The 22,900-nt window shown below is 72.0% G+C and carries 19 protein-coding genes; 14 read left to right on the forward strand and 5 right to left on the reverse strand.

Going from position 1 to position 22,900, the window contains the following annotated elements:
• Window positions 1-21: 21 nt before the first annotated feature.
• Window positions 22-1,374 (forward strand): APC family permease, encoded by a 1,353-nt coding sequence (locus WFJ01_RS10560; RefSeq protein WP_336628987.1) that lies wholly within the window; start codon window positions 22-24, stop codon window positions 1,372-1,374.
• A 9-nt stretch (window positions 1,375-1,383) separates the two neighbouring features.
• Here the strand turns inward: WFJ01_RS10560 and WFJ01_RS10565 are convergent, their stop codons facing one another.
• Window positions 1,384-5,082 carry a multifunctional oxoglutarate decarboxylase/oxoglutarate dehydrogenase thiamine pyrophosphate-binding subunit/dihydrolipoyllysine-residue succinyltransferase subunit gene (locus WFJ01_RS10565; protein WP_336628988.1) on the reverse strand — a complete coding sequence of 1,233 codons (3,699 nt, stop codon included), beginning with the start codon at window positions 5,080-5,082 and terminating at the stop codon, window positions 1,384-1,386.
• A gap of 247 nt (window positions 5,083-5,329) precedes the next feature.
• Between WFJ01_RS10565 and WFJ01_RS10570 the strand changes: the two genes are divergently transcribed.
• The 3 genes from WFJ01_RS10570 to WFJ01_RS10580 all read left to right on the forward strand — a co-directional run bounded on the left by WFJ01_RS10570 (window position 5,330) and on the right by WFJ01_RS10580 (window position 9,302).
• Window positions 5,330-6,793 (forward strand): GuaB1 family IMP dehydrogenase-related protein, encoded by a 1,464-nt coding sequence (locus tag WFJ01_RS10570; protein WP_251444872.1) that lies wholly within the window; start codon window positions 5,330-5,332, stop codon window positions 6,791-6,793.
• Window positions 6,794-6,930: 137 nt separating this feature from the next.
• Window positions 6,931-8,244 (forward strand): hemolysin family protein, encoded by a 1,314-nt coding sequence (locus WFJ01_RS10575; protein WP_251445392.1) that lies wholly within the window; start codon window positions 6,931-6,933, stop codon window positions 8,242-8,244.
• Window positions 8,241-9,302: a hemolysin family protein gene (locus WFJ01_RS10580; RefSeq protein ID WP_295032496.1), complete on the forward strand. Its 1,062-nt coding sequence runs from the start codon at window positions 8,241-8,243 to the stop codon at window positions 9,300-9,302. Before WFJ01_RS10575 ends, WFJ01_RS10580 begins: the two co-directional genes overlap by 4 nt.
• Here WFJ01_RS10580 and WFJ01_RS10585 read toward each other — a convergent pair whose 3' ends face one another.
• Window positions 9,303-10,370: an NADH:flavin oxidoreductase/NADH oxidase gene (locus WFJ01_RS10585; RefSeq protein WP_251444866.1), complete on the reverse strand. Its 1,068-nt coding sequence runs from the start codon at window positions 10,368-10,370 to the stop codon at window positions 9,303-9,305.
• Between the two features lie 107 nt (window positions 10,371-10,477).
• On the opposite strand from WFJ01_RS10585, the gene WFJ01_RS10590 reads away from it, so the two are divergent.
• The 5 genes from WFJ01_RS10590 to WFJ01_RS10610 are packed head-to-tail and all read left to right on the forward strand — an operon-like array spanning window position 10,478 to window position 15,088.
• Window positions 10,478-11,443: an ADP-dependent NAD(P)H-hydrate dehydratase gene (locus WFJ01_RS10590; RefSeq protein ID WP_292881170.1), complete on the forward strand. Its 966-nt coding sequence runs from the start codon at window positions 10,478-10,480 to the stop codon at window positions 11,441-11,443.
• Entirely contained in the window at window positions 11,440-12,798 is a 1,359-nt protein-coding gene (locus WFJ01_RS10595) for a hypothetical protein (protein WP_336628989.1), read from the forward strand. Before WFJ01_RS10590 ends, WFJ01_RS10595 begins: the two co-directional genes overlap by 4 nt.
• Window positions 12,798-13,130: a thiamine-binding protein gene (locus WFJ01_RS10600; protein WP_251444857.1), complete on the forward strand. Its 333-nt coding sequence runs from the start codon at window positions 12,798-12,800 to the stop codon at window positions 13,128-13,130. Before WFJ01_RS10595 ends, WFJ01_RS10600 begins: the two co-directional genes overlap by 1 nt.
• Before the next feature lie 9 nt (window positions 13,131-13,139).
• Complete coding sequence (locus tag WFJ01_RS10605; RefSeq protein WP_292881165.1) at window positions 13,140-14,381, forward strand: MFS transporter; 1,242 nt, start codon at window positions 13,140-13,142, stop codon at window positions 14,379-14,381.
• Window positions 14,382-14,440: 59 nt separating this feature from the next.
• Entirely contained in the window at window positions 14,441-15,088 is a 648-nt protein-coding gene (locus WFJ01_RS10610) for an NUDIX hydrolase (RefSeq protein ID WP_336628990.1), read from the forward strand.
• Window positions 15,089-15,101: 13 nt separating this feature from the next.
• Here WFJ01_RS10610 and metX read toward each other — a convergent pair whose 3' ends face one another.
• The 3 genes from metX to WFJ01_RS10625 all read right to left on the reverse strand — a co-directional run bounded on the left by metX (window position 15,102) and on the right by WFJ01_RS10625 (window position 19,232).
• Entirely contained in the window at window positions 15,102-16,310 is a 1,209-nt protein-coding gene (metX, locus tag WFJ01_RS10615) for a homoserine O-acetyltransferase MetX (RefSeq protein WP_292881159.1), read from the reverse strand.
• Between the two features lie 409 nt (window positions 16,311-16,719).
• Entirely contained in the window at window positions 16,720-17,604 is an 885-nt protein-coding gene (locus tag WFJ01_RS10620) for a hypothetical protein (protein ID WP_336628991.1), read from the reverse strand.
• 305 nt (window positions 17,605-17,909) lie between these two features.
• Window positions 17,910-19,232 carry a bifunctional o-acetylhomoserine/o-acetylserine sulfhydrylase gene (locus WFJ01_RS10625; RefSeq protein ID WP_292881153.1) on the reverse strand — a complete coding sequence of 441 codons (1,323 nt, stop codon included), beginning with the start codon at window positions 19,230-19,232 and terminating at the stop codon, window positions 17,910-17,912.
• Window positions 19,233-19,400: 168 nt separating this feature from the next.
• Here WFJ01_RS10625 and WFJ01_RS10630 point away from each other — a divergent pair, with 168 nt between their 5' ends.
• From WFJ01_RS10630 to WFJ01_RS10650, 5 genes are read left to right on the forward strand one after another with little or no spacing between them, the layout of a single operon-like run.
• Window positions 19,401-20,207 carry an SDR family oxidoreductase gene (locus tag WFJ01_RS10630; protein ID WP_336628992.1) on the forward strand — a complete coding sequence of 269 codons (807 nt, stop codon included), beginning with the start codon at window positions 19,401-19,403 and terminating at the stop codon, window positions 20,205-20,207.
• A gap of 2 nt (window positions 20,208-20,209) precedes the next feature.
• Complete coding sequence (locus tag WFJ01_RS10635; protein ID WP_336628993.1) at window positions 20,210-20,929, forward strand: Type 1 glutamine amidotransferase-like domain-containing protein; 720 nt, start codon at window positions 20,210-20,212, stop codon at window positions 20,927-20,929.
• Window positions 20,929-21,618: a uracil-DNA glycosylase gene (locus WFJ01_RS10640; RefSeq protein ID WP_336628994.1), complete on the forward strand. Its 690-nt coding sequence runs from the start codon at window positions 20,929-20,931 to the stop codon at window positions 21,616-21,618. Before WFJ01_RS10635 ends, WFJ01_RS10640 begins: the two co-directional genes overlap by 1 nt.
• On the forward strand, window positions 21,615-22,190 hold the full coding sequence (locus WFJ01_RS10645; RefSeq protein ID WP_336628995.1) for a GNAT family N-acetyltransferase: 576 nt from the start codon (window positions 21,615-21,617) through the stop codon (window positions 22,188-22,190). The genes WFJ01_RS10640 and WFJ01_RS10645 overlap by 4 nt, the downstream gene beginning before the upstream one ends.
• A complete protein-coding gene (locus tag WFJ01_RS10650) occupies window positions 22,187-22,879 on the forward strand; it encodes an aspartate/glutamate racemase family protein (protein WP_251444828.1) in 693 nt (230 codons plus the stop codon). The genes WFJ01_RS10645 and WFJ01_RS10650 overlap by 4 nt, the downstream gene beginning before the upstream one ends.
• Window positions 22,880-22,900 lie beyond the last annotated feature (21 nt).

Consider the following 22,900-nt stretch of genomic DNA (forward strand, 5'->3'; position numbering starts at 1 on the left):
CCCCCTCCCTAGGGTGAGGGCATGACCGCACTCCGTCCCGCCGAGGGATCGGACGGCACCGATCTCGGCGGCCTCGCGCAGCCGGGTGCGCCGTCCGGGCTCGGTCTCGCGCAGGGCATCGCCCTGTATCTCGCGTCCGTGCTCGGCACCGGGCTCCTGGTACTGCCCGGGCTCGCGAGCGCGACCGCCGGCCCCGCCAGCCTCGTCGCGGTCGGGGTCATCACCCTGCTCGCCGTGCCGCTCGCCGGCGCGTTCGCCGCGCTCGCGGCGCGCCATCCCGACCCCGGAGGCGTCGCCAGCTATGCGCGCACCGCGCTCGGACCCGTCGCGGCGCGGGCCACGGGCTACTGGTTCCTCTTCGGCGTGGCCGCGGGCGGCCCGGTCGTGGCCGTCCTCGGCGCCCGGTACATCGCGACCGTCGTCGGGATCGACCGCGCGGCGATCCCGTGGCTCGCCCTGGGATTCCTCGTGGTGCCGTTCGTCGCGAACCTGTTCGGGGTGCGGCTCACCGGCTGGCTCCAGCTCGTGCTCACCGGCCTGCTGCTCGCGATCGTCGTCATCGTCGTCGCGGTCGCCGCGCCCGCCGTGCGCCCGGAGAGCTTCACGCCGTTCCTGCCGCACGGCTGGGGCGGCGTCGGCACGGCGATCGTGATGTTCGTGTGGGCCTTCGCGGGCTGGGAGGTGGGCACGCACATCTCCGGCGAGTTCGCCCGCCCGAGGCGCACCATCCCGCTGGCGACCGCGATCACGCTGGTGCTCGCGGGCGGGAGTTATCTGGCGCTGCAGATCGTCACGGTCGGAGCGCTGGGGGAGCGATCGGGGCGCGGCGACGTCGTGCTGCTGGACCTCGCCGAGGCGGGCGGTGTGCGCGCGGCGCCGGCCCTCATCGGCGTCGTGTCGGCGGTCGTGGCGCTCGGCGTGCTCAACGTCTACCTCGCGGCGTTCGGCAAGCTCGGCGCGTCGCTCGCCGTGAACGGCGACCTGCCGCGGTGGTTCGCCCGCGGCGCCGAGTCCGGCGCGGTTCCCCGGCGTGCGCTGCTGCTGTCGATGACGCTCGTGCTCGCGTACTTCGCGGTGTCCTGGGCGACGGGGTTCGATCTGCAGCCGTTCATCCTCATCCACACGGCGAGCATGGTCGCCGTGTACACGGTCGGCATGATCGCCGCGATCAGGATCCTCCCGCGGCGCACCCCCGGATGGTGGATGGCCGTGGTCGCCTCGGTGTGCACGATCGGGCTGCTCCTGCTCGCGGGCGCCGCGCTCCTGGTGCCCGCCGCGGTCGCCGTCATCGCCGTCGCGGTGACCCTCGTGCGCCGCGGCCGGAAACGGCGACGCGGCGCCCCGGAGAACCGGGACGCCGCGTCGGACGGCTGAGCGGGCGGCTCAGAGGGTCAGCGCCCGCGCGATCAGATCGGCCTGCTCCGCGGCGTGCACCTTCGAGGAACCCGTCGACGGCGCGGCCGAGGCCGGGCGCGTGATCGGGCGCACGACGCGCGGGCCCGGCACGGTCTGGAAGTGCAGCGCGAGGAACGGCCAGGCGCCCTGGTTCTCCGGCTCCTCCTGGACCCAGACGATCTCGGCGTTCGGGTACGTGTCGGCGACGGTCTTCAGGGCGCGCAGCGGCACCGGGTAGAGCTGCTCGACCCGCACCAGGGCGATCTCGGGGTTGGGGTTCTTCTCGAGCTCCGACACCAGGTCCCAGTGCACCTTGCCGGAGTGGAAGAGCACGCGCTTGACGGCGTTCCGGTCCAGCTCGCGGCTGTCGTCGATCACCGTCTCGAACCGGCCCTGCGTGAAGTCCTCCACCGGGCTGGTCGCGCCGCGCAGACGCAGCATGGCCTTCGGCGTGAAGACGATCAGCGGTCGGCGCGGACGCGCGTACGCCTGCCGGCGGAGCAGGTGGAAGTAGCTCGCCGGGGTGGATGGACGCGCGACCGTCATGTTGTCCTGCGCGCACAGCTGCAGGAAGCGCTCCATGCGCGCCGAGGAGTGGTCCGGTCCCTGACCCTCGTAGCCGTGCGGCAGCAGCAGCACGACGCTCGACTGCTGGCCCCACTTCTGCTCGGCCGCGGAGATGTACTCGTCGATGACCGACTGCGCGCCGTTGACGAAGTCGCCGAACTGCGCCTCCCAGAGCACCAGCGCCTCGGGACGCTCCACCGAGTAGCCGTACTCGAAGCCGAGCGCGGCGTACTCGCTGAGCAGCGAGTCGTACACGAAGAAGCGGGCCTGGTTGTCGGAGAGGTTCGCCAGCGGCAGCCACTCCTGGCCGTTCGCGCGGTCGTGCAGCACGGCGTGGCGCTGCACGAAGGTGCCGCGACGGGAGTCCTGGCCGGCGAGGCGCACCGGGATGCCCTCGACCAGCAGGGACCCGAAGGCGAGCAGCTCGCCGAAGCCCCAGTCGATCCCGCCGTTGCGGCTCATGTCGACGCGCTTGTCCATCGCCTGCTGCAGCTTCGGGTGCACGGTGAAGCCCTCGGGCTTGTTCGCGTGCGCGTCGCCGATGAGGTGGACGACCTCGACGGGCACGCCAGAGAACTCCAGGGATCCCGTCTGCGCGTCGACCGGGGGAAGGTCGGGCATGATCGGCGTGGCGCCGGTCTCCGCCGCGTGCGTCTCGGCGAACGCGATCTCCAGGCGGTTCTGGAAGTCGGCCTTGGCCTGGTCGTACTCTTCCTGGGTGATGTCGCCGCGGCCGACGAGCGCGTCCGTGTACAGACTGCGGACGGAGCGCTTCGCCTGGATCAGGTCGGTCATCAGCGGCTGCGTCATCGACGGGTCGTCGCCCTCGTTGTGCCCGCGGCGGCGGTAGCAGACGAGGTCGATCACGATGTCGCGGTGGAAGCGCTCGCGGTACTCGAAGGCGAGCTGGGCGACGTGCACCACGGCCTCGGGGTCGTCGCCGTTCACGTGCAGCACGGGCGCCTGGATGGTCTTGGCGACGTCGGTCGCGTACACGGAGGTGCGCGAGTCGTTCGGCAGCGTGGTGAAGCCGACTTGGTTGTTGACCACGACGTGCACGGTCCCGCCGGTGCGGTAGCCGCGCAGCTGCGACATCTGCAGGGTCTCCACGACGACGCCCTGGCCGGCGAAGGCCGCGTCGCCGTGCACGAGGATCGGCAGCCAGGTGAAGGTCCCGATCGGCTTGCGGTCCTGCTTGGCCCGCGTGATGCCCTCGAGCACCCCGTCCACGGTCTCCAGGTGCGACGGGTTGGCCGCGAGGAGGATCGGCAGCTCGGCCCCGTCATCGGCGACGAAGGTGCCTTCCTTGCCCAGGTGGTACTTCACGTCGCCGGATCCGCGCTGGTTGCCCGGCTGCATGGAGCCCTCGAACTCGCGGAAGACCTGACCGTAGGTCTTGCCCGCGATGTTCGCGAGCACGTTCAGCCGGCCTCGGTGCGCCATGCCGATCGCGGCGCCGTCGAGGCCCGCACCGGCCGCGCCCTGCAGGATCTCGTCGAGCAGCGGCACGAGCGACTCCGCGCCCTCGAGCGAGAAGCGCTTCTGGCCGACGTACTTGGTCTGCAGGAAGGTCTCGAAGGCCTCGGCCTCGTTGAGCTTGCTGAGCACGCGCAGCTGCTCGTCGTGGCCGGGCTTGACGTACTTGACCTCGACCTTGTCCTGGAACCAGCGGCGCTGCTCCGGATCCTGGATGTGCATGTACTCGATGCCGATCGTGCGGCAGTAGGAGTCGCGCAGGACACCGAGGATCTCGCGGAGCTTGAGCTGGCGCTGGCCGCCGAAGCCGTTCGTGACGAACTCTCGGTCGAGGTCCCAGAACGTCAGGCCGTGGGTCTCGATCTCGAGGTCGGGGTGCGTGCGCTGCACGTACTCGAGCGGGTCGATGTCGGCCATGAGATGTCCGCGCACCCGGTAGGAGTTGATGAGCTCCTGCACGCGGGCGGTCTTGTCGATGCGCTCGGCGAGGTCGACCGCGATGTCCTTGCTCCAGTGGATCGGAGCGTAGGGGATGCGCAGCGCGCGGAAGACGCCCTCGTAGAAGCCGCGCTCGCCGATGAGGAGCTCGTGCACCTTCTTCAGGAACTCGCCGGATCCGGCGCCCTGGATGACCCGGTGGTCGTAGGTGCTGGTGAGCGTGATCGTCTTGCCGATGCCGAGGACGTCGATCGTCTTCTGGCTGGATCCCTGGAACTCGGCCGGGTACTCGAGGGCGCCGGCGCCGATGATGCAGCCCTGGCCCTTCATCAGACGCGGCACCGAGTGCACGGTGCCGATGCCGCCCGGGTTGGTCAGCGAGAGCGTGGTGCCCTGGAAGTCGGCGGCCGTTAGCTTGTTGCCGCGGGCGCGCCCGATGAGGTCCTCGTAGGCGGAGAGGTACTCGCTGAAGGTGAGCGTCTCGGCGCGCTTGATCGAGGGGACGAGGAGGGCGCGGGTGCCGTCGGGCTTGGGGATGTCGATCGCGATGCCCAGGTTGACGTGCGCGGGTGCGACCACGCTCGGCTTGCCGTCGACCTCCGCGTAGTACACGTTCTGGCTCGGGAACTCCTTCAGCGCCTGGATCAGCGCCCAGCCGATGAGGTGCGTGAAGGAGACCTTGCCGCCGCGGGTGCGGGACATGTGGTTGTTGATGACGATCCGGTTGTCGATCATCAGCTTCGCCGGCACGGTGCGCACGCTCGTCGCGGTGGGCACGGTCAGCGACTCGTCCATGTTGGCGGCGAGGGTCTTGGGCATGCCGCGCAGCGGCGTCACGAGGTCCTCGTGCTGCTCGGCGCCGGGCTCGGCGGCCGTGCGGTCCTGGGCCTGTGCCGGGATCGGCGCCTGCCGGGCCGGCTTCGTCGTGGTGCGGGCGACCGGCTGCTGGCCGATCACCGGGATCGGCGCCGTCACCGGGTGCGTGACCTCGGCGGCCGCGGCCGGTGCGGGCGATGCGGCGGGGGCGGGGGCGGGGGCGGGGGATCCGGCTTCCGACGGACGGTAGTTCTCGAGAACCGGCCACCACTCCTTGTCGACGGAGTTGCGGTCGACCTTGAACTGCTCGTACAGCTCGTCGACGAGCCAGGAATTGGCTCCGAACTCTCCATCTCCAGAAGTCCCGACGCCGGTCACCTGGCTCGACACGCTCGATCGCCCTCTTTCGTCGCTGAAGCTGTGGGATCCGTCCCCGGTGATCTCCGGGTATGGCCACTCATCCGGGTATCAAGCCTAACGGGTCTGCGGGGCTCCGCGGTCGCCGACATGGGCGCGTGACGGCCCCGTCACGGGAGGCATTCCGGATCCGGATCACGGCATTCCGGATCCGCAGGGCGGGCGAGCCGGCACCCGCGGCACCCGAGGCGTTCCGGCGGGGGACGGCTACCCTGAGAGCATGCAGTTCTCCGGCGAACTCCCGATGGTCGATCTCACCTACTCCGACGTGTTCCTGGTGCCGCGTCGCTCCGATGTGACGAGCCGCCTGCAGGTGGATCTGGCCCCGCAGGACGGGACCCCCGCGACCATCCCGCTGGTGTCCTCGAACATGAACTCCGTGACAGGCCCCCGGCTCGCCGCCACCCTGGCCCGCCGCGGGGGCATCGGCGTGCTCCCGCAGGACATGCCGCTGCAGGAGCTGGACGAGGCGATCCGCTGGGTCAAGCGCCAGCCGGTCGCCTGGGACACCCCGATCGTGCTCTCGCCGCTCGCGACCGTGGAGGACGCGCTGCGGCTGATGCCGGCGACCGACGGGCACGGCATCGTCGTCGCCGAGGCTCCCGGCGGTCCGGACGGCCTGCACATCGACGCGATCCACGGAATCCTCCCGGCCGCCCGGCTCGCGACCGCGCTGCGCGACGCGCAGCTGGGCGACCTGACCCGCGCGGACACCCCGTCCTTGGACGCCGAGGACGTGGCGGACCCGCGTGCCGCATTCGACGCCATCACGGCCGTGGACGCCGAGATGGTGACGGTGCTGCAGCACGGTCACCTCGTCGGCACGCAGACCGCGCGCGGCGCGCTGCGCTCCACTCTGTACCGCCCGGCGGTCGACGCGTCGGGGCGCCTCGCGGTCGCCGCGGCGGTCGGCATCAACGGCGACGTCGCGGCCAAGGCGAGGGCGCTGGCGGCCGCCGGTGTCGACGTGCTCGTGGTCGACACCGCGCACGGCCACCAGGAGGGCATGCTGCGCGCCCTGCGCACGGTCGCGGCGCTCGAGCTGGGCATCCCGATCGTGGCGGGCAACATCGTCACGGCGGACGGCGTGCGCGATCTCGTCGATGCCGGCGCATCGATCCTCAAGGTCGGCGTGGGACCCGGTGCGATGTGCACCACCCGCATGATGACGGCGGTCGGCCGCCCGCAGTTCTCGGCCGTGCTGGAGACGGCGCAGGCCGCCGCGGAGCTGGGCGCGCACGTGTGGGCGGACGGCGGGGTGCGCTATCCGCGCGACGTCGCCCTGGCGCTCGCCGCGGGCGCCGCGTCGGTGATGATCGGCTCCTGGTTCGCGGGCACGATCGAGGCTCCGGGCGAGCTGCAGGCGGACGCCGAGGGGCGGATCTACAAGGAGTCCTGGGGGATGGCGTCGACCAAGGCCGTGCAGGCGCGCTTCGGACGCCTCGACGCCTACGAGCGGGCGCGCAAGGAGCTGTTCGCCGAGGGCATCTCGTCGTCGAGGATCTACCTGGATCCGCTCCGGCCCGGCGTCGAGGACCTGGTCGACATGATCACCTCGGGGGTGCGGTCCTCGTTCACCTACGCGGGCGCCTCGTCCGTCCCGGAGTTCCACGAGCGGGCGCTGGTCGGACTGCAGTCGGCCGCGGGGTACGAAGAGGGCAAGGCGCTGCCGGTCAGCTGGTGAGCACGGGAGCGATCGGGCATCCGTTCAGCTTCGCCGCCGCCGAGGGACAGTAGAATCGGTGCCACCATGGACGACCCTCCCTCGTGTAGTACCTCGCCCCACTGCCCGCTCTCCGCTTCGTCGGAGGTGACACCGTGATGGACTACATCTGGTTGGGCGTGGGGCTTCTGCTCATCGTCGGGACGGGCCTGTTCGTCGCCAGCGAGTTCGCGCTGGTGAACCTGGACCGCGCCGATCTGGAGGCGCGGCGGGATCGCGGCGAGAGCCGGCTGGGCATGACCATCGCCGCTCTCAAGATCACCTCGACGCATCTGTCGTCGGCGCAGCTGGGCATCACCCTGACGACGCTGCTCACCGGTTTCACCATGGAGCCGGCGCTGTCGAACCTGCTGCGCCCCGTGCTGTCGTCCTGGGGCCTGCCCGAGCCGGTCACGGTGACCATCGCGGTGATCGTGGCCATGACCGTCGCCACGATGCTCTCGATGATCCTCGGCGAGCTCGTGCCGAAGAACTTCGCGATGGCGCTGCCGGTCGCGACCGCGAAGGTCGTGATCCCGTTCCAGACCGCCTTCACCACGGTCTTCCGGCCGATCGTGGCGCTGCTCAACGGCAGCGCGAACGGGGTGCTGCGGGCGATGGGCATCGAGCCCAAGGAGGAGCTCAGCGGCGCCCGCTCGGCCGAGGAGCTCAGTTCGCTCGTACGACGCTCCGCCAGCGCCGGCGTTCTCGAGGAGGACACCGCGACCCTGCTGGACCGCAGCCTCGGGTTCGCGCGCCTCACCGCCGGCGACGTGATGACCCCGCGCCCCAGCATGCACGCGATCGCCGCCGCCGAGTCCGCCGATGACGTGATCGGCCTGGCCCGGCGCACCGGCCACAGCCGCTTCCCCGTGTACGACGAGGACCTCGACGACATCACCGGCGTCGTGCACCTCAAGGCCGCGGTGTCGGTGCCGCGCGACCGGCGCACGGAGGTACCGGTCGGCGCGCTCTCCTCCGAGCCGCTGCGGGTGCCCGAGACGGTGCACCTGGACGCGCTCGTGGCCGAGCTGCGCGGCGGCGGCTACCAGCTCGCGATCGTCGTGGACGAGTACGGCGGCACCGCCGGGATCGTCACGCTCGAGGATCTGGTCGAGGAGATCGTCGGCGAGGTCTCCGACGAGCACGACCGCACCCGCGCCGGCGTCGTCCGGGGCCGTGACGGCATCACCTTCCCCGCCGAACTGCGCCCCGACGAGCTGCGGGCCAGCACCGGCATCGAGGTGCCGGAGGGCGACGTCTACGACACCGTCGGCGGGTACGTGATGAGCGTGCTCGAGCGCCTGCCCAAGGCCGGGGACGAGGTGCCCGTGGCCGGCGGGACGCTGCACGTCGTGCGCATGCAGGGCCGCCGCGTGGATCGGATCCGCTTCGTCGCGGATCCGGCCGTCGAGGAAGGGGGTGAGCGATGAACGACTGGGCCGGAATCGCATGGCTGTTCGTGCTGCTCGCCTTCAACGCCTTCTTCGTCGCCGCGGAGTTCGCGGTGATCTCGGCGCGCCGCTCGCAGATCGAGCCGCTCGCCGAACGCGGATCCCGATCCGCGCGCACCGCCCTGTACGCGATGGAGCATGCGACGCTCATGCTTGCGACCTCGCAGCTGGGCATCACGGTGTGCTCGCTGCTGATCCTGAACGTCTCGGAACCGGCGATGCACCACCTGCTCGCCGCGCCCCTGGGGGCCATCGGACTCGCCGAGGCGGCGGTGGACGCGATCGCGTTCATCATCACGCTGGTGATCGTGTCGTTCCTGCACGTGGTCTTCGGCGAGATGGTGCCGAAGAACCTCGCCTTCTCGGTGCCGGACCGCGCCGTGCTCATCCTCGCGACCCCGCTGGTGTGGATCTCGAAGGTGTTCTACCCGGTGATCCGCGGGCTGAACGCGACGGCCAACGGCGTCGTGCGGCTGTTCCGCGTGGAGCCGAAGGACGAGGCCGCCTCGACCTTCACGCTCGACGAGGTCGCGACGATCGTGGACCAGTCCCGGCGCGAGGGCGTGCTCGCCGACTCGGCGGGCACGGTGAGCGCGGTGGTGGAGTTCACCGACAAGGACGCGCGCGACGTCGCGGTGCCGCTGGCGGACCTGGTGACGCTGCCGCTCGGCGCGACCCCGGACGACGTGGAGCGCGCGGTCGCCAAGCACGGCTTCTCCCGCTATGTGGTGGTCGACGCCGAAGGGGCGCCGGTCGGCTACGTGCACCTGAAGGACGTCATCCGCTCCGCCGAGGGGCCGGAGGCCGCGGCACGGGCCGGGCTCCCGATCCCCGCGAAGCGGATCCATCAGATGGTGCCGATGCAGGAGGACACCGACCTCGAGGACGCGCTCGCGATCATGCGGCGCGCGGGGCGTCACCTCGCGCAGGTGCGCGACGCCTCCGGCGAGACCACCGCGATCCTGTTCCTGGAGGACATCATCGAGGAGCTCGTCGGCGAGGTGCGCGACATCACGCGGCGCGGCTTCGGCCGCTGATCAGCGCCAGCGCGCGCGGAGGTACTGATCGGGCCAGGCGACGGCGTCGCCGAGCTCGTGCGCGGCCCGCAGGCCGAAATGCGGGTCGCGCAGCCACTCCCGGCCCGCGAAGACCGCGTCGGCGGCGCCGCTCTGGAGCACGGCCTCGGCCTGGGCGCCGTCGGTCAGCAGTCCGACCGCGGAGGACGGGATGCGGCCGCCCTGGCGCACCGTGGCGGCGAGCGGGACCTGATACCCAGGGTGCACGTCGATCCGCTGATGGGCGACGAGCCCGCCGCTGGACACGTCGATGAGATCGGCCCCGCGGGCCACCGCCCAGTCGGCCACGATCGCCGCCTCGTCGGGGGTGAAGCCGCCGGGAGCGTGGTCGGTGGCCGAGATCCGCACGAAGACGGGGACCTCCTCGCCCGCGACCGCGCGCACGGCCGCGGTGACCTCGAGCAGCAGCCGTGCGCGATTCTCCAGGGTCCCGCCGTAGGCGTCCTCGCGGTGGTTGCTCAGCGGCGACAGGAACTGGTGCAGCAGGTAGCCGTGCGCGCCGTGGATCTCCAGCACGTCGAAGCCCGCGTCCAGCGCGCGGCGCGCAGCGTCGGCGAAACCCGCGACGACGGCGGCGATCCCGGCGTCGTCGAGTGCCGCAGGCTCCGCGAAGCCCTCGAAGGCGATCGCGGACGGGGCGACCGTCGGCCATCCGCCCTCGGTCGCGGGCACGGATCCGGACTCCCCGGCCCACGGCCACCACGTCGACGCCTTGCGTCCGGCGTGGGCGAGCTGCACGCCGATGTGCGCGCCGCGGGCGTGCGCGGCCGCCACGATCGGCGCCCAGGCGTCGCGCTGGGCGTCGTTCCACAGACCCGTGTCGCGCGGGCTGATCCGGCCCTCGGGCAGCACCGCGGTGGCTTCGGCGACGATGAGGCCGGCGCCGCCCGAGGCGAACTGCGCGAGGTGCGTGTGGTGCCACTCCTGCGGCAGGCCGTCGACGGCGCTGTACATGCACATGGGGGAGACCCACAGGCGGTTGCGCAGGGTGAGGGAGCGGATGGTCATCGGGGAGAACAGAAGGCTCACGCGACGACGCTACCCGCCGTGGAGGGGGTGCGGATCCGTCGTCGTCGTTTCCGTGCCTCGAGGCGATGCGACGGCGCGCACAGCCGCGGCCCAGTACCGTGGATCCCATGCCTTCTCCGTCCGCCGGCGTCCTCGACGCGCACGGCCGCCTCGTGTGGACGCGCCGGGACGTCCGCCGCCTGCTGCGCGTGCCCGGCCGGACCGACGACAAGCGCAGTCGCGGCGTCGTCGCGCTGCGCACCGGATCCGATGCGTATCCCGGTGCCGCCGTGCTCGGCGTCGAGGCGGCATGGCGCGCCGGATCGGGCTATGTGCGCTACGTCGGACCGCGCCGTGCCGTGGATCTGGTGCTCGCACGCCGCCCTGAGACCGTCGTCTCCGAGCCGGCAGCGGGGGAGGAGGCACGGGCCGACGCCTGGGTGATCGGATCCGGTACCGACCCCGCGCTGCGCTCCGCCGAGGAGACCGCTGCGCTGCGCCGCGTGCTCTCCGGTTCTGCAGCGGTCGTCGTCGACGCCGGCGCGCTGGGGCTGCTCCCGTCCTCCGCCCCGGTGGTCGCCACCCCGCACGCCGGGGAGTTCGCCCGGCTGCGCGAGACGCTGGGCCTGGCCTCCGCCGGGCCGGAGATCCTGGACGACCCCGTCCGGCGCGCGGCGGCCGTGGTCGAGACGGCGGGCGCGCTCGGCGGCGCCGTGCTGCTCAAGGGCGCGACGACCCTCGTCGCCGAGTCCGGGGCCGGGTACGCGATCGCGGTGGACGCCGGCACCGCCTGGCTCGCCGCGGCGGGCACCGGAGACGTGCTCGCGGGTGTGCTCGGCGCACTCGTCGCCGCCGATCGGGCCGCCGGGCGTGGGACTCCGCTGGCCGATCTCGCCGCGAGCGCGGCGTGGCTGCACGGAGCGGCCGGACGGATCGCCGCCGAGGCCGACCCGGCGGACGGATCCCCGGGGCACCCCCTCGTCGCCCTGGACGTCGCGGAGGCGCTGCCCGCCGCCATCGCGGGGGTGCTCGCCGGCGACGGCGACCCCGACGAGAACGAACACCACGAAGAGACCGAGGAGGGCCGCGCGTGAGCGGTGCCGAGCCGACGGGCGCGACCCGTGCCGAACCGACCCGAGGCGGCGAGCGTCGCGCATCCGCGGCTCTGCGCCGGGCGGGCCTGCCGCTCTCGGTGCTCTGGCTGGCCTTCGTCGTCGCGCACCTGTACGTCGCGATGATCGGGTGGTGGATGCCGGCGCTGCCGATGGGCGACACCGTGTTCGTGTACGAGCCGTGGGCGAGGAACGCGCTCAGCGGGGGAGCGATCGTCGGCGTCACCGAGAGCTGGGTCTACCCGCAGCTCGCGCTCGTGCCCATGCTGATCGCGCAGGGGATCTCGCAGCTGATCCATCCGCTGTTCCCGGGGGCGTACGCGGTCGGATCCGCGAGCTACGTCGTCGCCTGGTCGATCCTGGTGACGGCGCTCGACGCGATCGGCTTCGCGTTCCTGCTGCGCGGCACGCGGGCTCGCCGCAGCCGGGGCCGCAGGACCGCGGCCCTGCTCTGGATGCTCGCGCTCCTGCTGCTCGGTCCCATCGCGATGTTCCGGATCGACGCGATCACCGTGCCGCTCGCGATCATCGGCGGACTGTGGCTGTTCTCCCGGCCGGCGGTGGCGAGCGCCCTGTTCACGATCGGCGCCTGGATCAAGATCTGGCCTGGCGCCCTGTTCGTGGCCGGTCTCGCGCTCCTGCGCGGGCGGATCCGGATGATCGCCTCCGCCGCGATCGTGACCTTCGTTGTCGTGCTGGGCCTCGTGCTGCTGGGCGGATCCAAGAACCTCCTCGGCTTCCTCAGCCAGATGAGCGGCCGCGGCCTGCAGATCGAGGCGGTCGGCGCGACGCCGCTGCTGTGGCTCACCCAGATCGGCGTGACGCGGATCGAGTACAGCCGCGACATCCTCACCTTCCAGCTCACCGGGCCCGGAGTGGATCTCGTCGCCGCCGTGCTCACCCCGCTGATGGCGCTCGGCGTCGTCGTCATCGCCGCGCTGGCGCTGTGGAAGCTCCGGGCCGGAGCCTCCGCGCGGCGCCTGCTGCCGGCGACCATGCTCGCCCTGGTCGCCGTGCTGATCGCGTGCAACAAGGTCGGCTCGCCGCAGTTCCAGGTGTGGATGCTCGCCCCCGTCGTGCTGTGGTGCCTGCTCGACGGCCCTCGCGTGCGGATCCCCGCGATCCTCCTCCTCGTCGACTACGCGCTGACCCAGGCGGTCTACCCGGTCGTGTACGACCAGCTGCTGGCGGCGCAGGCGCTTCCGATCGCTCTGCTGAGCGCGCGCAACATCCTCGTCGTGGTCATCTGCGTGGTCGCGATCCGCGCGATCGTGCGCACGCCGGTGCGCCGCCCCTCGTCCCTCACCCCCGAGCTCCCCGAAACCAGGAGGTCCTGATGCTCGTCGCCTTCTCCGTCGCCCCCAGCGGATCCGCCCCCGATCGCCCCGAGAGCGCCGACGCCTCGGTGCACGACGCGGTCGCCGCCGCGGTGGCCGTGGTCCGCGCCTCCGGGCTCGCGCACCGCACCACGAGCATGTTCACCGAGATCGAGGGTCCCGACTGGGACACGGTCATGGACGTCGTCAAGCGCGCCACCGAGGCCGTGATGCCGTTCGGATCCCGCGTCTCGCTCGTGCTCAAGGCCGACATCCGCCCGGGCTACACCGGCGAGATCGACGGCAAGATCGCGCGCCTCGAGCGGGCGATCGACGACTCCGGCAGCCTCTAAGCTGGACGGATGAAACCCTCGAGCCTCTCGAGGGGTGCGGCGATGCGGGCGCTCCTCTCCCTCGCCATCGGCAGCTTCGGCATCGGCATGACCGAGTTCGTCGCCATGGGCCTGCTCCCCAACATCGCGCAGGACCTGCTGCCCGAGCTGTGGGCGCAGAACCCCGACGAGGCGATCGGCCGCGCCGGCCTGCTGGTGTCGCTCTACGCGCTGGGCGTGGTGCTCGGCGCTCCCACCATCGCCGGCCTCGTCGCGCGCTTCCCGCGCCACCGCGTGATGGTCGGGCTCGCGATCGCGCTCACCCTCGGCAACGGCCTGGCCGTGGTGCTGCCCACGTTCGAGACCGTGGGCCTCGCGCGCTTCATCGCGGGTCTGCCGCACGGAGCCTACTTCGGGATCGGCGCCCTCGTGGCCTCCGACGTGCTCGGCCCGGGCAAGCGCGCCAAGGGCGTGGCGTTCATCCTCACCGGTCTCACCATCGCGAACGTGGTGGGCGTGCCGGCGGGAACCTACCTCGGGCAGCACGTCGGCTGGCGCAGCGCGTTCCTCGTCGTCACGATCGTGTTCGCGCTCGCCACGGTGTGCATCGCCTTCTTCGTGCCGCAGCACGAGGGGGATCCCGGACGCACGTTCCGCGCGGAGCTGCGCGTGTTCCGGCGTCCCCAGGTCTGGTTCGCGCTCGCGACCGGCGCCATCGGCTTCGGCGGGTTCTTCGCCGTCTACAGCTACATCGCCCCCGTCGTCACGGAGCGGGCGGGGGCTCCCGAATGGATGGTGCCGATCACGCTCGTGGTGTTCGGGCTGGGGATGACCGTCGGCAATCTGCTGGGCGGCGTCTTCGGCGACCGCAATCTCCGGCTCACGCTGCTGGTCGGCCTCGGGGCGATGGCCGTCGTGCTCGTGCTGCTCGCGATCCTGTCGTTCTCGATCTGGCTGCTCGTGCCGCTCTCGTTCATCATGGCCCTGCTGTCCTCGATCCTGAGCCCGGCGATCCAGACGCGGCTCATGGAGGTCGCGGGGGACAACCAGTCCATCGCGGCGGCGCTGAACCACTCGGCGCTGAACATCGGCAACAGCCTGGGCGCCTTCCTCGGCGGGCTCGTGATCGCCTGGGGCTGGGGTTTCGCCGCGCCGTCCTGGGTGGGCGCCGGCCTTGCGGTGCTCGGTCTCGGAATCGCGATCGCGTCCTACGCGGTGCAGCGCCGGTACCACACCGAGACCGGATCCGTGCGGGTTCGCGACCTGGCCTGAGCCGGCCGGATCGGTCCGTCGTCGCGCACCGCGTCGTGGGTGCGTCCTAGCATGGGCGGATGAGCTCCGCCGAGGACGACGACCTGCCCGTCGCGGGCACCGCGGTGATCCTGCGCGACGCAGCGGACGGCATCGAGGTGCTGCTGCTGCGGCGACCGGACAGAGGGTCGTTCGCGGGCGCATGGGTGTTCCCCGGGGGCATGGTGGAGCCCGAGGACCGGATCGCGGGCGCGGACGAGAGCGAGGACGCCGGGCGCGCCGCGGTGCGCGAGACCGCCGAGGAGGTCGGGCTCGCCCTGGAGCGCCTGGCGCTGCTGTCGTGCTGGGTGCCGCCGCCCGGCATCCCGAAGCGCGTGCGCACCTGGTTCTTCGTCGCCGCGGATCCCGGCGGGGCGATCCGTCCGGCCCTGGACGAGGTCGTCGAGACCCGCTGGCTGACCCCGGAGGCGGCGCTCGCCGCCCGGGACGCGGGGGAGATCGCCCTCATGCCGCCGACCTGGCGCACCCTGCACGCGTTGCAGGGGACGACCCGGGTGGAGCATGCCCTGGCACGGGTCGGCGACGCGGTCCTGTTCCGCACGCGGGCCACGCCCACGAAGGCGGGCATGCTGCTCTTCTGGGACGGCGACGAGCTCGCCGGAGCGCCGCAGGGCGCCCGCGAGCGGTTGGTCGCCGAGGATCCGGTCTGGCGGTTCGAAGGTCCCTGATCGCACCAGGGCATCAGGACGAGAGCAGCCTCGTGAGGTGCCGGCCGACCTCGTCGGTCTCGATGAGGAAGCCGTCGTGGCCGAAGTCGCTCGCGAGCACCACGGCCTCGGCTCCGTCGAGCGTCCGCGGGATGCCCCGGGCGATGCGGTGCTGGCCGTCCACGGGGAACAACCGGTCGGTGTCGATGCCGAGCACGAGCGTCGTCGCGCTGACCCGCTTCAGGGCGTCCTCGACACCGCCGCGGTCGCGCCCGATGTCGTGCGAGTTCATCGCCTCCACGAGCGTCAGGTAGCTGTTCGCGTCGAAGCGGCGGGTGAACTTGTTGCCGTGGAAGTCGAGATAGCTCTCCACGGCGAACCGGCCGCCCTGTCCGAGGGGCGACACGTCGGACTGCCACGACCGCTGGAACCGCTGGTTCAGCTCGATCGGGCTGCGGTAGTTCAGCAGCGCCATGCGGCGCGCCAGCGCGAGGCCGCGGTGGGGCCCCTCGCCGACGGGCGCGTCGTAGTACTCGCCGCCGGCGAAGCGCGGATCCATCCGCACCGTCTCGAGCTGCACGAAGTTCAGTGCGAGCTGGTCGGCCGTCGTCACCGGGGGAGAGGACAGGATGGCGAGACGCTCGACGCGGTCGGGGTGCCCGACCGCCCACTCCAGGGCGTGCATGCCGCCCATGGATCCGCCGATCACGGCCCCCCAGCGCTCGATGCCGAGGGCGTCGGCCAGCAGCACCTGCGCGGCGACCTGGTCGCGGATCGTGAGGTAGGGGAAGCGCGAGGCCCACTCGTAGCCGTCGGGCGCGATGCTGGAGGGGCCCGTGGACCCCTGGCATCCGCCGAGCATGTTCGGCGCGATCACGAACCACTCGTCGGTGTCGATCGCGCAGCCGGGTCCGACGATCTCGCCCCACCAGCCGCTCGTCGCGTGTCCGCGGCCGGCCTCGCCCACCACGTGGCTGTCGCCCGTGAGCGCGTGCAGGATCAGGATCGCGTTGTCCCGCGCCTCGTTCAGCTCGCCCCAGGACTCGTAGGCGAGCCGGATGAGCGGCAGCTGCTCGCCGCCCTCGGTGCGGAACGGCCCGAATGCCTCGAACCGGCGGTCTCCGGCGGGATCGCCGTCGCGCCAGGCGCCCGTGGCCGGCGGACGCGCACGCAGCAGGCGGGCATCCGCCTCCGAGACGCGCGCCGAGGGCACCGTGTCCTCCGAGGTCGTCTGCCAGTCCATGGATCCATTCTCCTGGGTGCGGGCGGCAGAGCGCGGAAGGTTACGGATCCTCGTGCGTCGCGGGGATCGCGGTGCGGTTGTCGCGGTGCGGGGATCGCGATGCGGGCTTGTTGCGTCGGCGCCTGCCCCGTGTCCTCGCCTCATTCGTGTTTCCCTCCCTCCGTCGCCTTTCCCTCCCCGGAGCAGCGCAAATCAGGCGAGGGAAAGGCGGCCGAGGGAGGGAAACACGATCCTGCACCCGGCAGAATAGGTGCCCGAGCGCGGCACATGCGAACCCAGGCGTGGCGCAGGAGCGGGAGAGTGAGCGCGACTCATCCCGGCGGGCGCACGCCGAAGCGGGCGAGGCGTCGGCCCAGGATCTCCGCAGTGCCGATGTGCGTGCTGTCCCAGCGCGCGAAGCGCCAGCCGGTCACGCCGCGCACGTCATCTTCACGCCGCTTCTCATCGAGGACGACCTCTTCCGCGGCACGCCCCTCGCGAAGATCATCGTCGAGGTACTTGCCCCGGCCGTCGAACTCTCCGAACACCTTCGCACGCGGAAATCCGAAATCCAGCCAGTATCGATCGCCGTCCGCACCGGTGACCGGCACCTGGAGGAGCAGACCGCGAAACCCGAGACGATGCAGCTGCAGCCTGCTGACGCTCTCTCCGGGCAGCTGCGCGCGGCCGTCGGCGAACGCGAGCAGTTCGCGAGCGCCCCGGATGCCCCACGCCCGGCTCGCTGCGGCGCGGTCGGCCAGGCGCGCGTGCCAGAGTGCGGCGCGATCCGCGGGGACTCGTTCCCCACGACCGTCTCGCGGCGCTGCGCGGCGTCGGCGGCGCACACGGCCGCCTCGGCCGGGACCGTGCAGGCGAGGTCCAGGATCGTGCGGTCCAGCGAGGTGCACAGGATCCCGTCGATGTCGATCACGTCTCCGACGCCGAGAGACACCTCGTGCTGCCGGACGCCGGCCCGTACGCGGCCGTGGTGGCCGCCGAGGATCACCGTGTGCACGCTCGCCGGGCGGAGGCGGTAGAGCGGCAAGCCGTGCAGCACGGCGGCGGACGGACCCCAGAACACTGCGCTGTGATCGTCCAGGTTCTTCGCAGCGGCGACGGTCTGGACGAGGTGGCGGCCTTCGCTCCACAGCGCCTCGTACGCGGCTGCATCGACATATCGATCGCGTCGCAGCCGCAGCAGCTCGCCCGCCGCGAGGGCCGCGTCGATCGCGCGTTCGCTCGTCCCGGCCGAACGCAGCTGCGCACGAGTGCGCAGGAGCGCGCGGGCGTCGGAGATCCCGAGAGGGTTCGTCATCATGCGATCGTGCGTGGGCGGCACAGCTCAGGGGACGTCGTTCACGAACCCGGTGGAGAGCCGGCCCGGCTGCAGCCGTGTGCGGAGCGACACCCGTCCGTCCCCGCCCCTTGCCCCCCGAGCCCCTGTTTCCCTCCCCGCAGCTTCTTTCCCTCCCCTCAGCGACGCGAACCAGGGGAGGGAAAGGCGACAGGGGGAGGGAAACGCGGCGATGGAGGGGGCGTCGACACCAGGCGCACGCTCACGAAGACGGGAGCGCCCCGGATCCGAAGACCCGGGGCGCTCCCGTCTCTGAGGAGGAGTCGTCAGGCGCGCGCGGCCTCGGAGACCTTGCGCGCGGCGGCGAGGGCCTGGTCGAGGTCCGCCTTGAGGTCCTCGATGTTCTCGAGGCCGACCGACAGGCGCACCAGGCCCGGCGTGACGCCCGTGGTGAGCTGCTGCTCCGGGGTGAGCTGGGCGTGCGTGGTGGAGGCGGGGTGGATGACCAGCGAGCGCACGTCGCCGATGTTGGCGAGGTGGCTGAACAGGGTGAGGCTGTTCACGAACTCGCGGCCGGCGTCCACGCCGCCCTTCAGCTCGAACGAGAGCACGGCGCCCACGCCCTTCGGCGCGTAGGTGTTCGCCGCGGCGTACCAGGGCGAGGTGGGCAGGCCCGAGTAGTTGACGCTGGCGACGTCGTCGCGGGCGTCGAGCCACTCGGCGATCTCCTGGGCGTTCTGCACGTGGCGCTCGATGCGCAGGGACAGCGTCTCGATGCCCTGGATGAGGTTCCAGGCGCTCTGCGGCGCGATCGCGGAGCCGAGGTCGCGGAGCAGCTGCACGCGCGCCTTGATGACGTAGGCGAGGGCGTCGCCGACCGCGGTGGTGTAGCTGGCGCCGTGGTAGGAGGGGTCGGGCTCGGTGAGGCCCGGGAACTTCTCCACGTTCTGCGACCAGGCGAACTTCCCGCCGTCGATGATCGCGCCGCCGATGGTGGTGCCGTGGCCGCCGAGGAACTTGGTGACGGAGTGCACGACGATGTCGGCGCCGTGCTCGAACGGGCGGATCAGGTACGGGGTCGCGATCGTGTTGTCGACGATGAGGGGCACGCCGGCCTCGTGCGCGGCGTCGGCCACGCCGCGGATGTCGAGCACGTTGATCTGCGGGTTGCCGATGGTCTCCGCGAAGAACAGCTTCGTGTTCGGGCGGACGGCGCGGCGCCACTCGTCGATGTCGTCCTGGTTCTCGACGAACGTGACCTCGATGCCGAGCTTGGCGAGCGTGTACTTGAAGAGGTTGTAGGTGCCGCCGTAGATCGACGAGCTCGACACGAAGTGGTCGCCGGCCTGGGCGATGTTGAGGATCGCGAACGTCGAGGCCGCCTGCCCGCTGGAGAGCACGAGCGCACCGGTGCCGCCCTCGAGCGCGGCGAGGCGCTGCTCGAGCACGTCCTGGGTGGGGTTCTGGATCCGGGTGTAGATGTTGCCGAACTCGGCGAGCGCGAAGAGGTTCGCCGCGTGGTCGGCGTTGTCGAAGACGTACGACGTGGTCTGGTAGATCGGCGTCGCCCGGGCCTTGGTGACCGGGTCGGGCGCGGCGCCCGAGTGGATCTGCTTGGTCTCGAAACGCCAGTTCTCGGCAGCGGTCATGATGTCTCCTTGGGGGTGAGCGACACCGAACCGCGTCGCAGGGTAGGTGGGCCGCTCCCGTCGACGGGCTCGGGGGCCGCGGCATTGCATCGAGAGTACGAACCGCGGGCACCTGTCAACAAGGCGCGGGAAATGTGACGTAACAGGGGGATCCCGTAGCGTGGTCGCATGACCACCAGCATTCCTGCGGCAGGAGAACGCCGACGAGCAGTCGTGACCGGGGCGAGCACCGGGATCGGCGAGGCGACGGTGCGGGCCCTCCGGGCCGGTGGCTGGGACGTCGTCGGCGTCGCCCGTCGCGAGGACCGCCTGCAGGCGCTGGCCGCGGAGACCGGATCCACCGCCTACGCCGCCGACCTCACCGACCCGGAGCAGATCGCCGGACTGGCCGCGCACCTGGCCGAGACGGGACCCGTGCACGCCGTCGTGCACGTCGCCGGCGGCGCCCGCGGCACGGACCGCGTGGAGGACGGCTCCGCCTCGACCTGGCGCTGGATGTTCGAGGCGAACGTGCTCGCGGTGCAGCAGCTCACCGCGGCCCTGCTGCCGCAGCTGCGGGCGGCGGCGGGCAGCGGCGGTCATGCCGATCTGCTGTTCCTGACTTCGACCGCGGCGCGTCAGGCGTACCCCGGCGGAGCGGGGTACAACGCCGCCAAGGCCGCCGAGGCGATGATCCCGCAGGTGCTGCGCCAGGAGCTCAGCGGCGAGCCGATCCGGGTGACCGAGATCGCGCCGGGTCTCGTGCGCACCGAGGAGTTCGCGCTGCGCCGTCTCGGCGGCGATGCGGTCGCCGCCGAGGCCGTTTACGCGGGCGTCGAGGCTCCGCTTCTGGCCGAGGACGTGGCCGATGTGATCGCGTACGCGCTCAACGCGCCGGGCCACGTGAATCTCGATCTCGTCGTGATCCGGCCCGTGGCGCAGGCCGCGGCGCACCTGCTCGCGCGCGGTCCGCTGCGTCCGCGCGGGGAGGACTGACCGTGGGGGTGCACCTGGTCGGCGGCGGGTTCGGCCGCGCCGCTTTCGCCGCGTTCACGGCGGAGGTCGTCGCCCTCGCCGCCGCGGACGGGCGGCAGCGGCCGTCGGTCGTGGTGGTGACGGTGCGCGAGGACGCGTCGGCGAAGCACGCCGGCGACCTCGTCGACGCGCTCACGGACGACGGCGCGATCCCCGTCGACGCGAAGGTCGTCGCCGTGGGGGAGAGCGACCTCGTCGATCCGGGCGTCTTCGCCGGCGCTGACGGCATCGTCATCGGCGGCGGACTCACCCCCGCCTACCATGCGGCGCTGGAGGGCGGCTACGACGTCATCCGCGCCGCGGTGCAGGGCGGAGTCCCGTACCTGGGCTTCTCGGCGGGCGCGATGATCGCCGCCGAGCATGCGATCCTCGGCGGCTGGCGGATCGGCGGCGTCGCCGTCGCGCCCGAGGAGACCGCGGAGGACCTCGACGAGGTCACCGTTGTGCCCGGCATCGGCCTCGTCGACGTCTCGGTCGACGTGCACGTCGCCCAGTGGGGCACGCTCACCCGCCTCATCGCGGCGGCCGAGTCCGGGGCCGTGGACGGCGGCGTCGGCATCGATGAGAGCACCGCCCTCATCGCGGACGCCGAGGGGCTGCGCATCGCCGGTGCGGGCAGCGTGTGGCGGGTCTTCGCCGGATCCGACGGCGTGACCGTCTCGAGCGACCGGGCCGCACGCTGATGCCGAAGTCGCTGGCCGCGCTCGCGGCCGAGGGACAGCTCGATCCGGGCTGGGCGAAGGCACTGGATCCGGTCGCCCCGCTGGTGGCGGAGCTCGGCGACCGGCTGCGCGCCGAGACCGCCGCGGGCCGCGGCTATCTCCCCGCCGGAGCGAATGTGCTGCGCGCCTTCTCTCGGCCGCTCGCCGACGTGAAGGTGCTCATCGTCGGCCAGGATCCCTATCCGACGCCGGGGCATCCGATCGGCCTGTCCTTCGCCGTTGATCGCGAGGTGCGGCCGCTGCCGCGCAGTCTCGGCAACATCTACCGCGAGCTGGAGAGCGATCTCGGGATCCCGCCCGCCGCGCACGGCGACCTGTCGAGCTGGAGCGATCAGGGCGTGCTGCTGCTGAACCGGGTGCTCACGGTGCGACCGGGCGCGCCCGCATCGCATCGCGGCTGGGGGTGGGAGAAGGTCACCGAGCTCGCGATCCGCGCGCTCGTCGCCCGGGACGCGCCGCTCGTCGCGGTGCTCTGGGGGAGGGACGCCGAGGGGCTGCGCCCGATGCTCGGCGACACGCCGGTGATCTCCTCGGCCCACCCGTCGCCGCTGTCGGCGAGCCGTGGCTTCTTCGGATCCCGTCCGTTCTCCCGTGCGAATGCGCTGCTCGAGGAGCAGGGCGCCGCGCCCGTCGACTGGAGGATCGCATGAGCGACACCGGGACCGCGTCGTCCGCCGAGGGGGGTCAGGGGGTCCGGATCCGGCCCACCCGATCCGACGATCTCGCCGCGATCCGCGACATCTACAACCACTACGTGCGCACCAGCACCGTGACCTTCGACGAGGAGGAGACGGAGCAGGCGGTCTGGGAGCACAAGCACGAGCTGCTCGCGGAAACCGGGTTGCCGTTCCTCACCGCCGAGGACGCGGACGGCACGGTGCTCGGCTTCGCATACGCGCAGCACTGGCGCGCGAAGTCGGCCTATCGGTTCAGCGCCGAGAACACGATCTACCTGAGCCCCGAGGCGGCGGGGCGCGGGCTCGGCAAGGCCCTGCTCGAGGCGCTGCTGGACGCGAGCGCCGCGGCCGGACTCCGCGAACTCATCGCGGTGATCGAGCCCACGGCGGCCGGAGCGTCCATCGCCCTGCACCGCCGCTACGGCTTCGTGGACGCCGGGCACCTGAAGAACGTCGGCGTCAAGTTCGGCCGCTCCCTGGACGTGCTGTTCCTGCAGAAATCGCTGCCGCGCACGGGGGACGACGCCGCAGGGAACCCGGAGTGAAGACGATCGGCGTTCTCGGCGGCATGAGCTGGGAGTCTTCCCTGGAGTGGTACCGCCTGGCCAACGAGCAGGTGAGGGCGGAACACGGGGGATATCACTCCGCTCCGATTCTGCTCGACTCCCTCGACTTCGCCGAGATCGAAGCGCTCCAGGCCGAGGGGGACTGGGAAGCGGCGGGGCGAATCCTCGCAGCGCACGCCGTCCGACTGGAACAGGCAGGGGCGGAGCTCGTCGTGCTCTGCACGAACACGATGCACATCGTCGCCGACGAGATCGAGGCGGCGCTCGGCGTGCCCTTCCTGCACATCGCCGACGTCGTGGCCACGGCGATCGCGGGAGCCGGCGGCATCCGTACGATCGGCCTGCTCGGCACCGCTTTCACGATGGAGCAGCCGTTCTATCGTGACCGGCTGGCCCAGCACGGCTTCGACGTGCTCGTCCCCGATGCGGAGGGCCGTCGCGACGTGCACCGGATCATCTACGACGAACTCGTTCAGGGCGTGGTCCTCGAGCAGTCGCGGCATCGCTATCGGGAGGTCATCGCGGACCTCGTGGGCCGGGGTGCTGAGGGGATCGTCCTGGGCTGCACCGAGATCGAACTGCTCGTGAAGGCTACGGACGTCTCGGTGCGTGTGTTCCCCAGCACGGCCCTGCACGTCGCCGCGGCGCTGCGGGCCGCGGCGGGATGACCGCGCTCCGGTCCGCCCGGC

The sequence above is a fragment of the Microbacterium sp. MMO-35 genome, assembly GCF_037147555.1.
Taxonomy (GTDB): domain Bacteria; phylum Actinomycetota; class Actinomycetes; order Actinomycetales; family Microbacteriaceae; genus Microbacterium.

Excerpts from the sequence above, each read along its gene's own strand:
- WFJ01_RS10560 (WP_336628987.1), top strand. The coding sequence starts at position 22 with ATGACCGCACTCCGTCCCGCCGAGGGATCGGACGGCACCGATCTCGGC.
- WFJ01_RS10570 (WP_251444872.1), top strand. The coding sequence starts at position 5,330 with ATGCAGTTCTCCGGCGAACTCCCGATGGTCGATCTCACCTACTCCGAC.
- WFJ01_RS10575 (WP_251445392.1), top strand. The coding sequence starts at position 6,931 with ATGGACTACATCTGGTTGGGCGTGGGGCTTCTGCTCATCGTCGGGACG.
- WFJ01_RS10580 (WP_295032496.1), top strand. The coding sequence starts at position 8,241 with ATGAACGACTGGGCCGGAATCGCATGGCTGTTCGTGCTGCTCGCCTTC.
- WFJ01_RS10590 (WP_292881170.1), top strand. The coding sequence starts at position 10,478 with ATGCCTTCTCCGTCCGCCGGCGTCCTCGACGCGCACGGCCGCCTCGTG.
- WFJ01_RS10600 (WP_251444857.1), top strand. The coding sequence starts at position 12,798 with ATGCTCGTCGCCTTCTCCGTCGCCCCCAGCGGATCCGCCCCCGATCGC.
- WFJ01_RS10605 (WP_292881165.1), top strand. The coding sequence starts at position 13,140 with ATGAAACCCTCGAGCCTCTCGAGGGGTGCGGCGATGCGGGCGCTCCTC.
- WFJ01_RS10610 (WP_336628990.1), top strand. The coding sequence starts at position 14,441 with ATGAGCTCCGCCGAGGACGACGACCTGCCCGTCGCGGGCACCGCGGTG.
- metX (WP_292881159.1), bottom strand. The coding sequence starts at position 16,310 with ATGGACTGGCAGACGACCTCGGAGGACACGGTGCCCTCGGCGCGCGTC.
- WFJ01_RS10620 (WP_336628991.1), bottom strand. The coding sequence starts at position 17,604 with ATGACGAACCCTCTCGGGATCTCCGACGCCCGCGCGCTCCTGCGCACT.
- WFJ01_RS10625 (WP_292881153.1), bottom strand. The coding sequence starts at position 19,232 with ATGACCGCTGCCGAGAACTGGCGTTTCGAGACCAAGCAGATCCACTCG.
- WFJ01_RS10630 (WP_336628992.1), top strand. The coding sequence starts at position 19,401 with ATGACCACCAGCATTCCTGCGGCAGGAGAACGCCGACGAGCAGTCGTG.
- WFJ01_RS10640 (WP_336628994.1), top strand. The coding sequence starts at position 20,929 with ATGCCGAAGTCGCTGGCCGCGCTCGCGGCCGAGGGACAGCTCGATCCG.
- WFJ01_RS10645 (WP_336628995.1), top strand. The coding sequence starts at position 21,615 with ATGAGCGACACCGGGACCGCGTCGTCCGCCGAGGGGGGTCAGGGGGTC.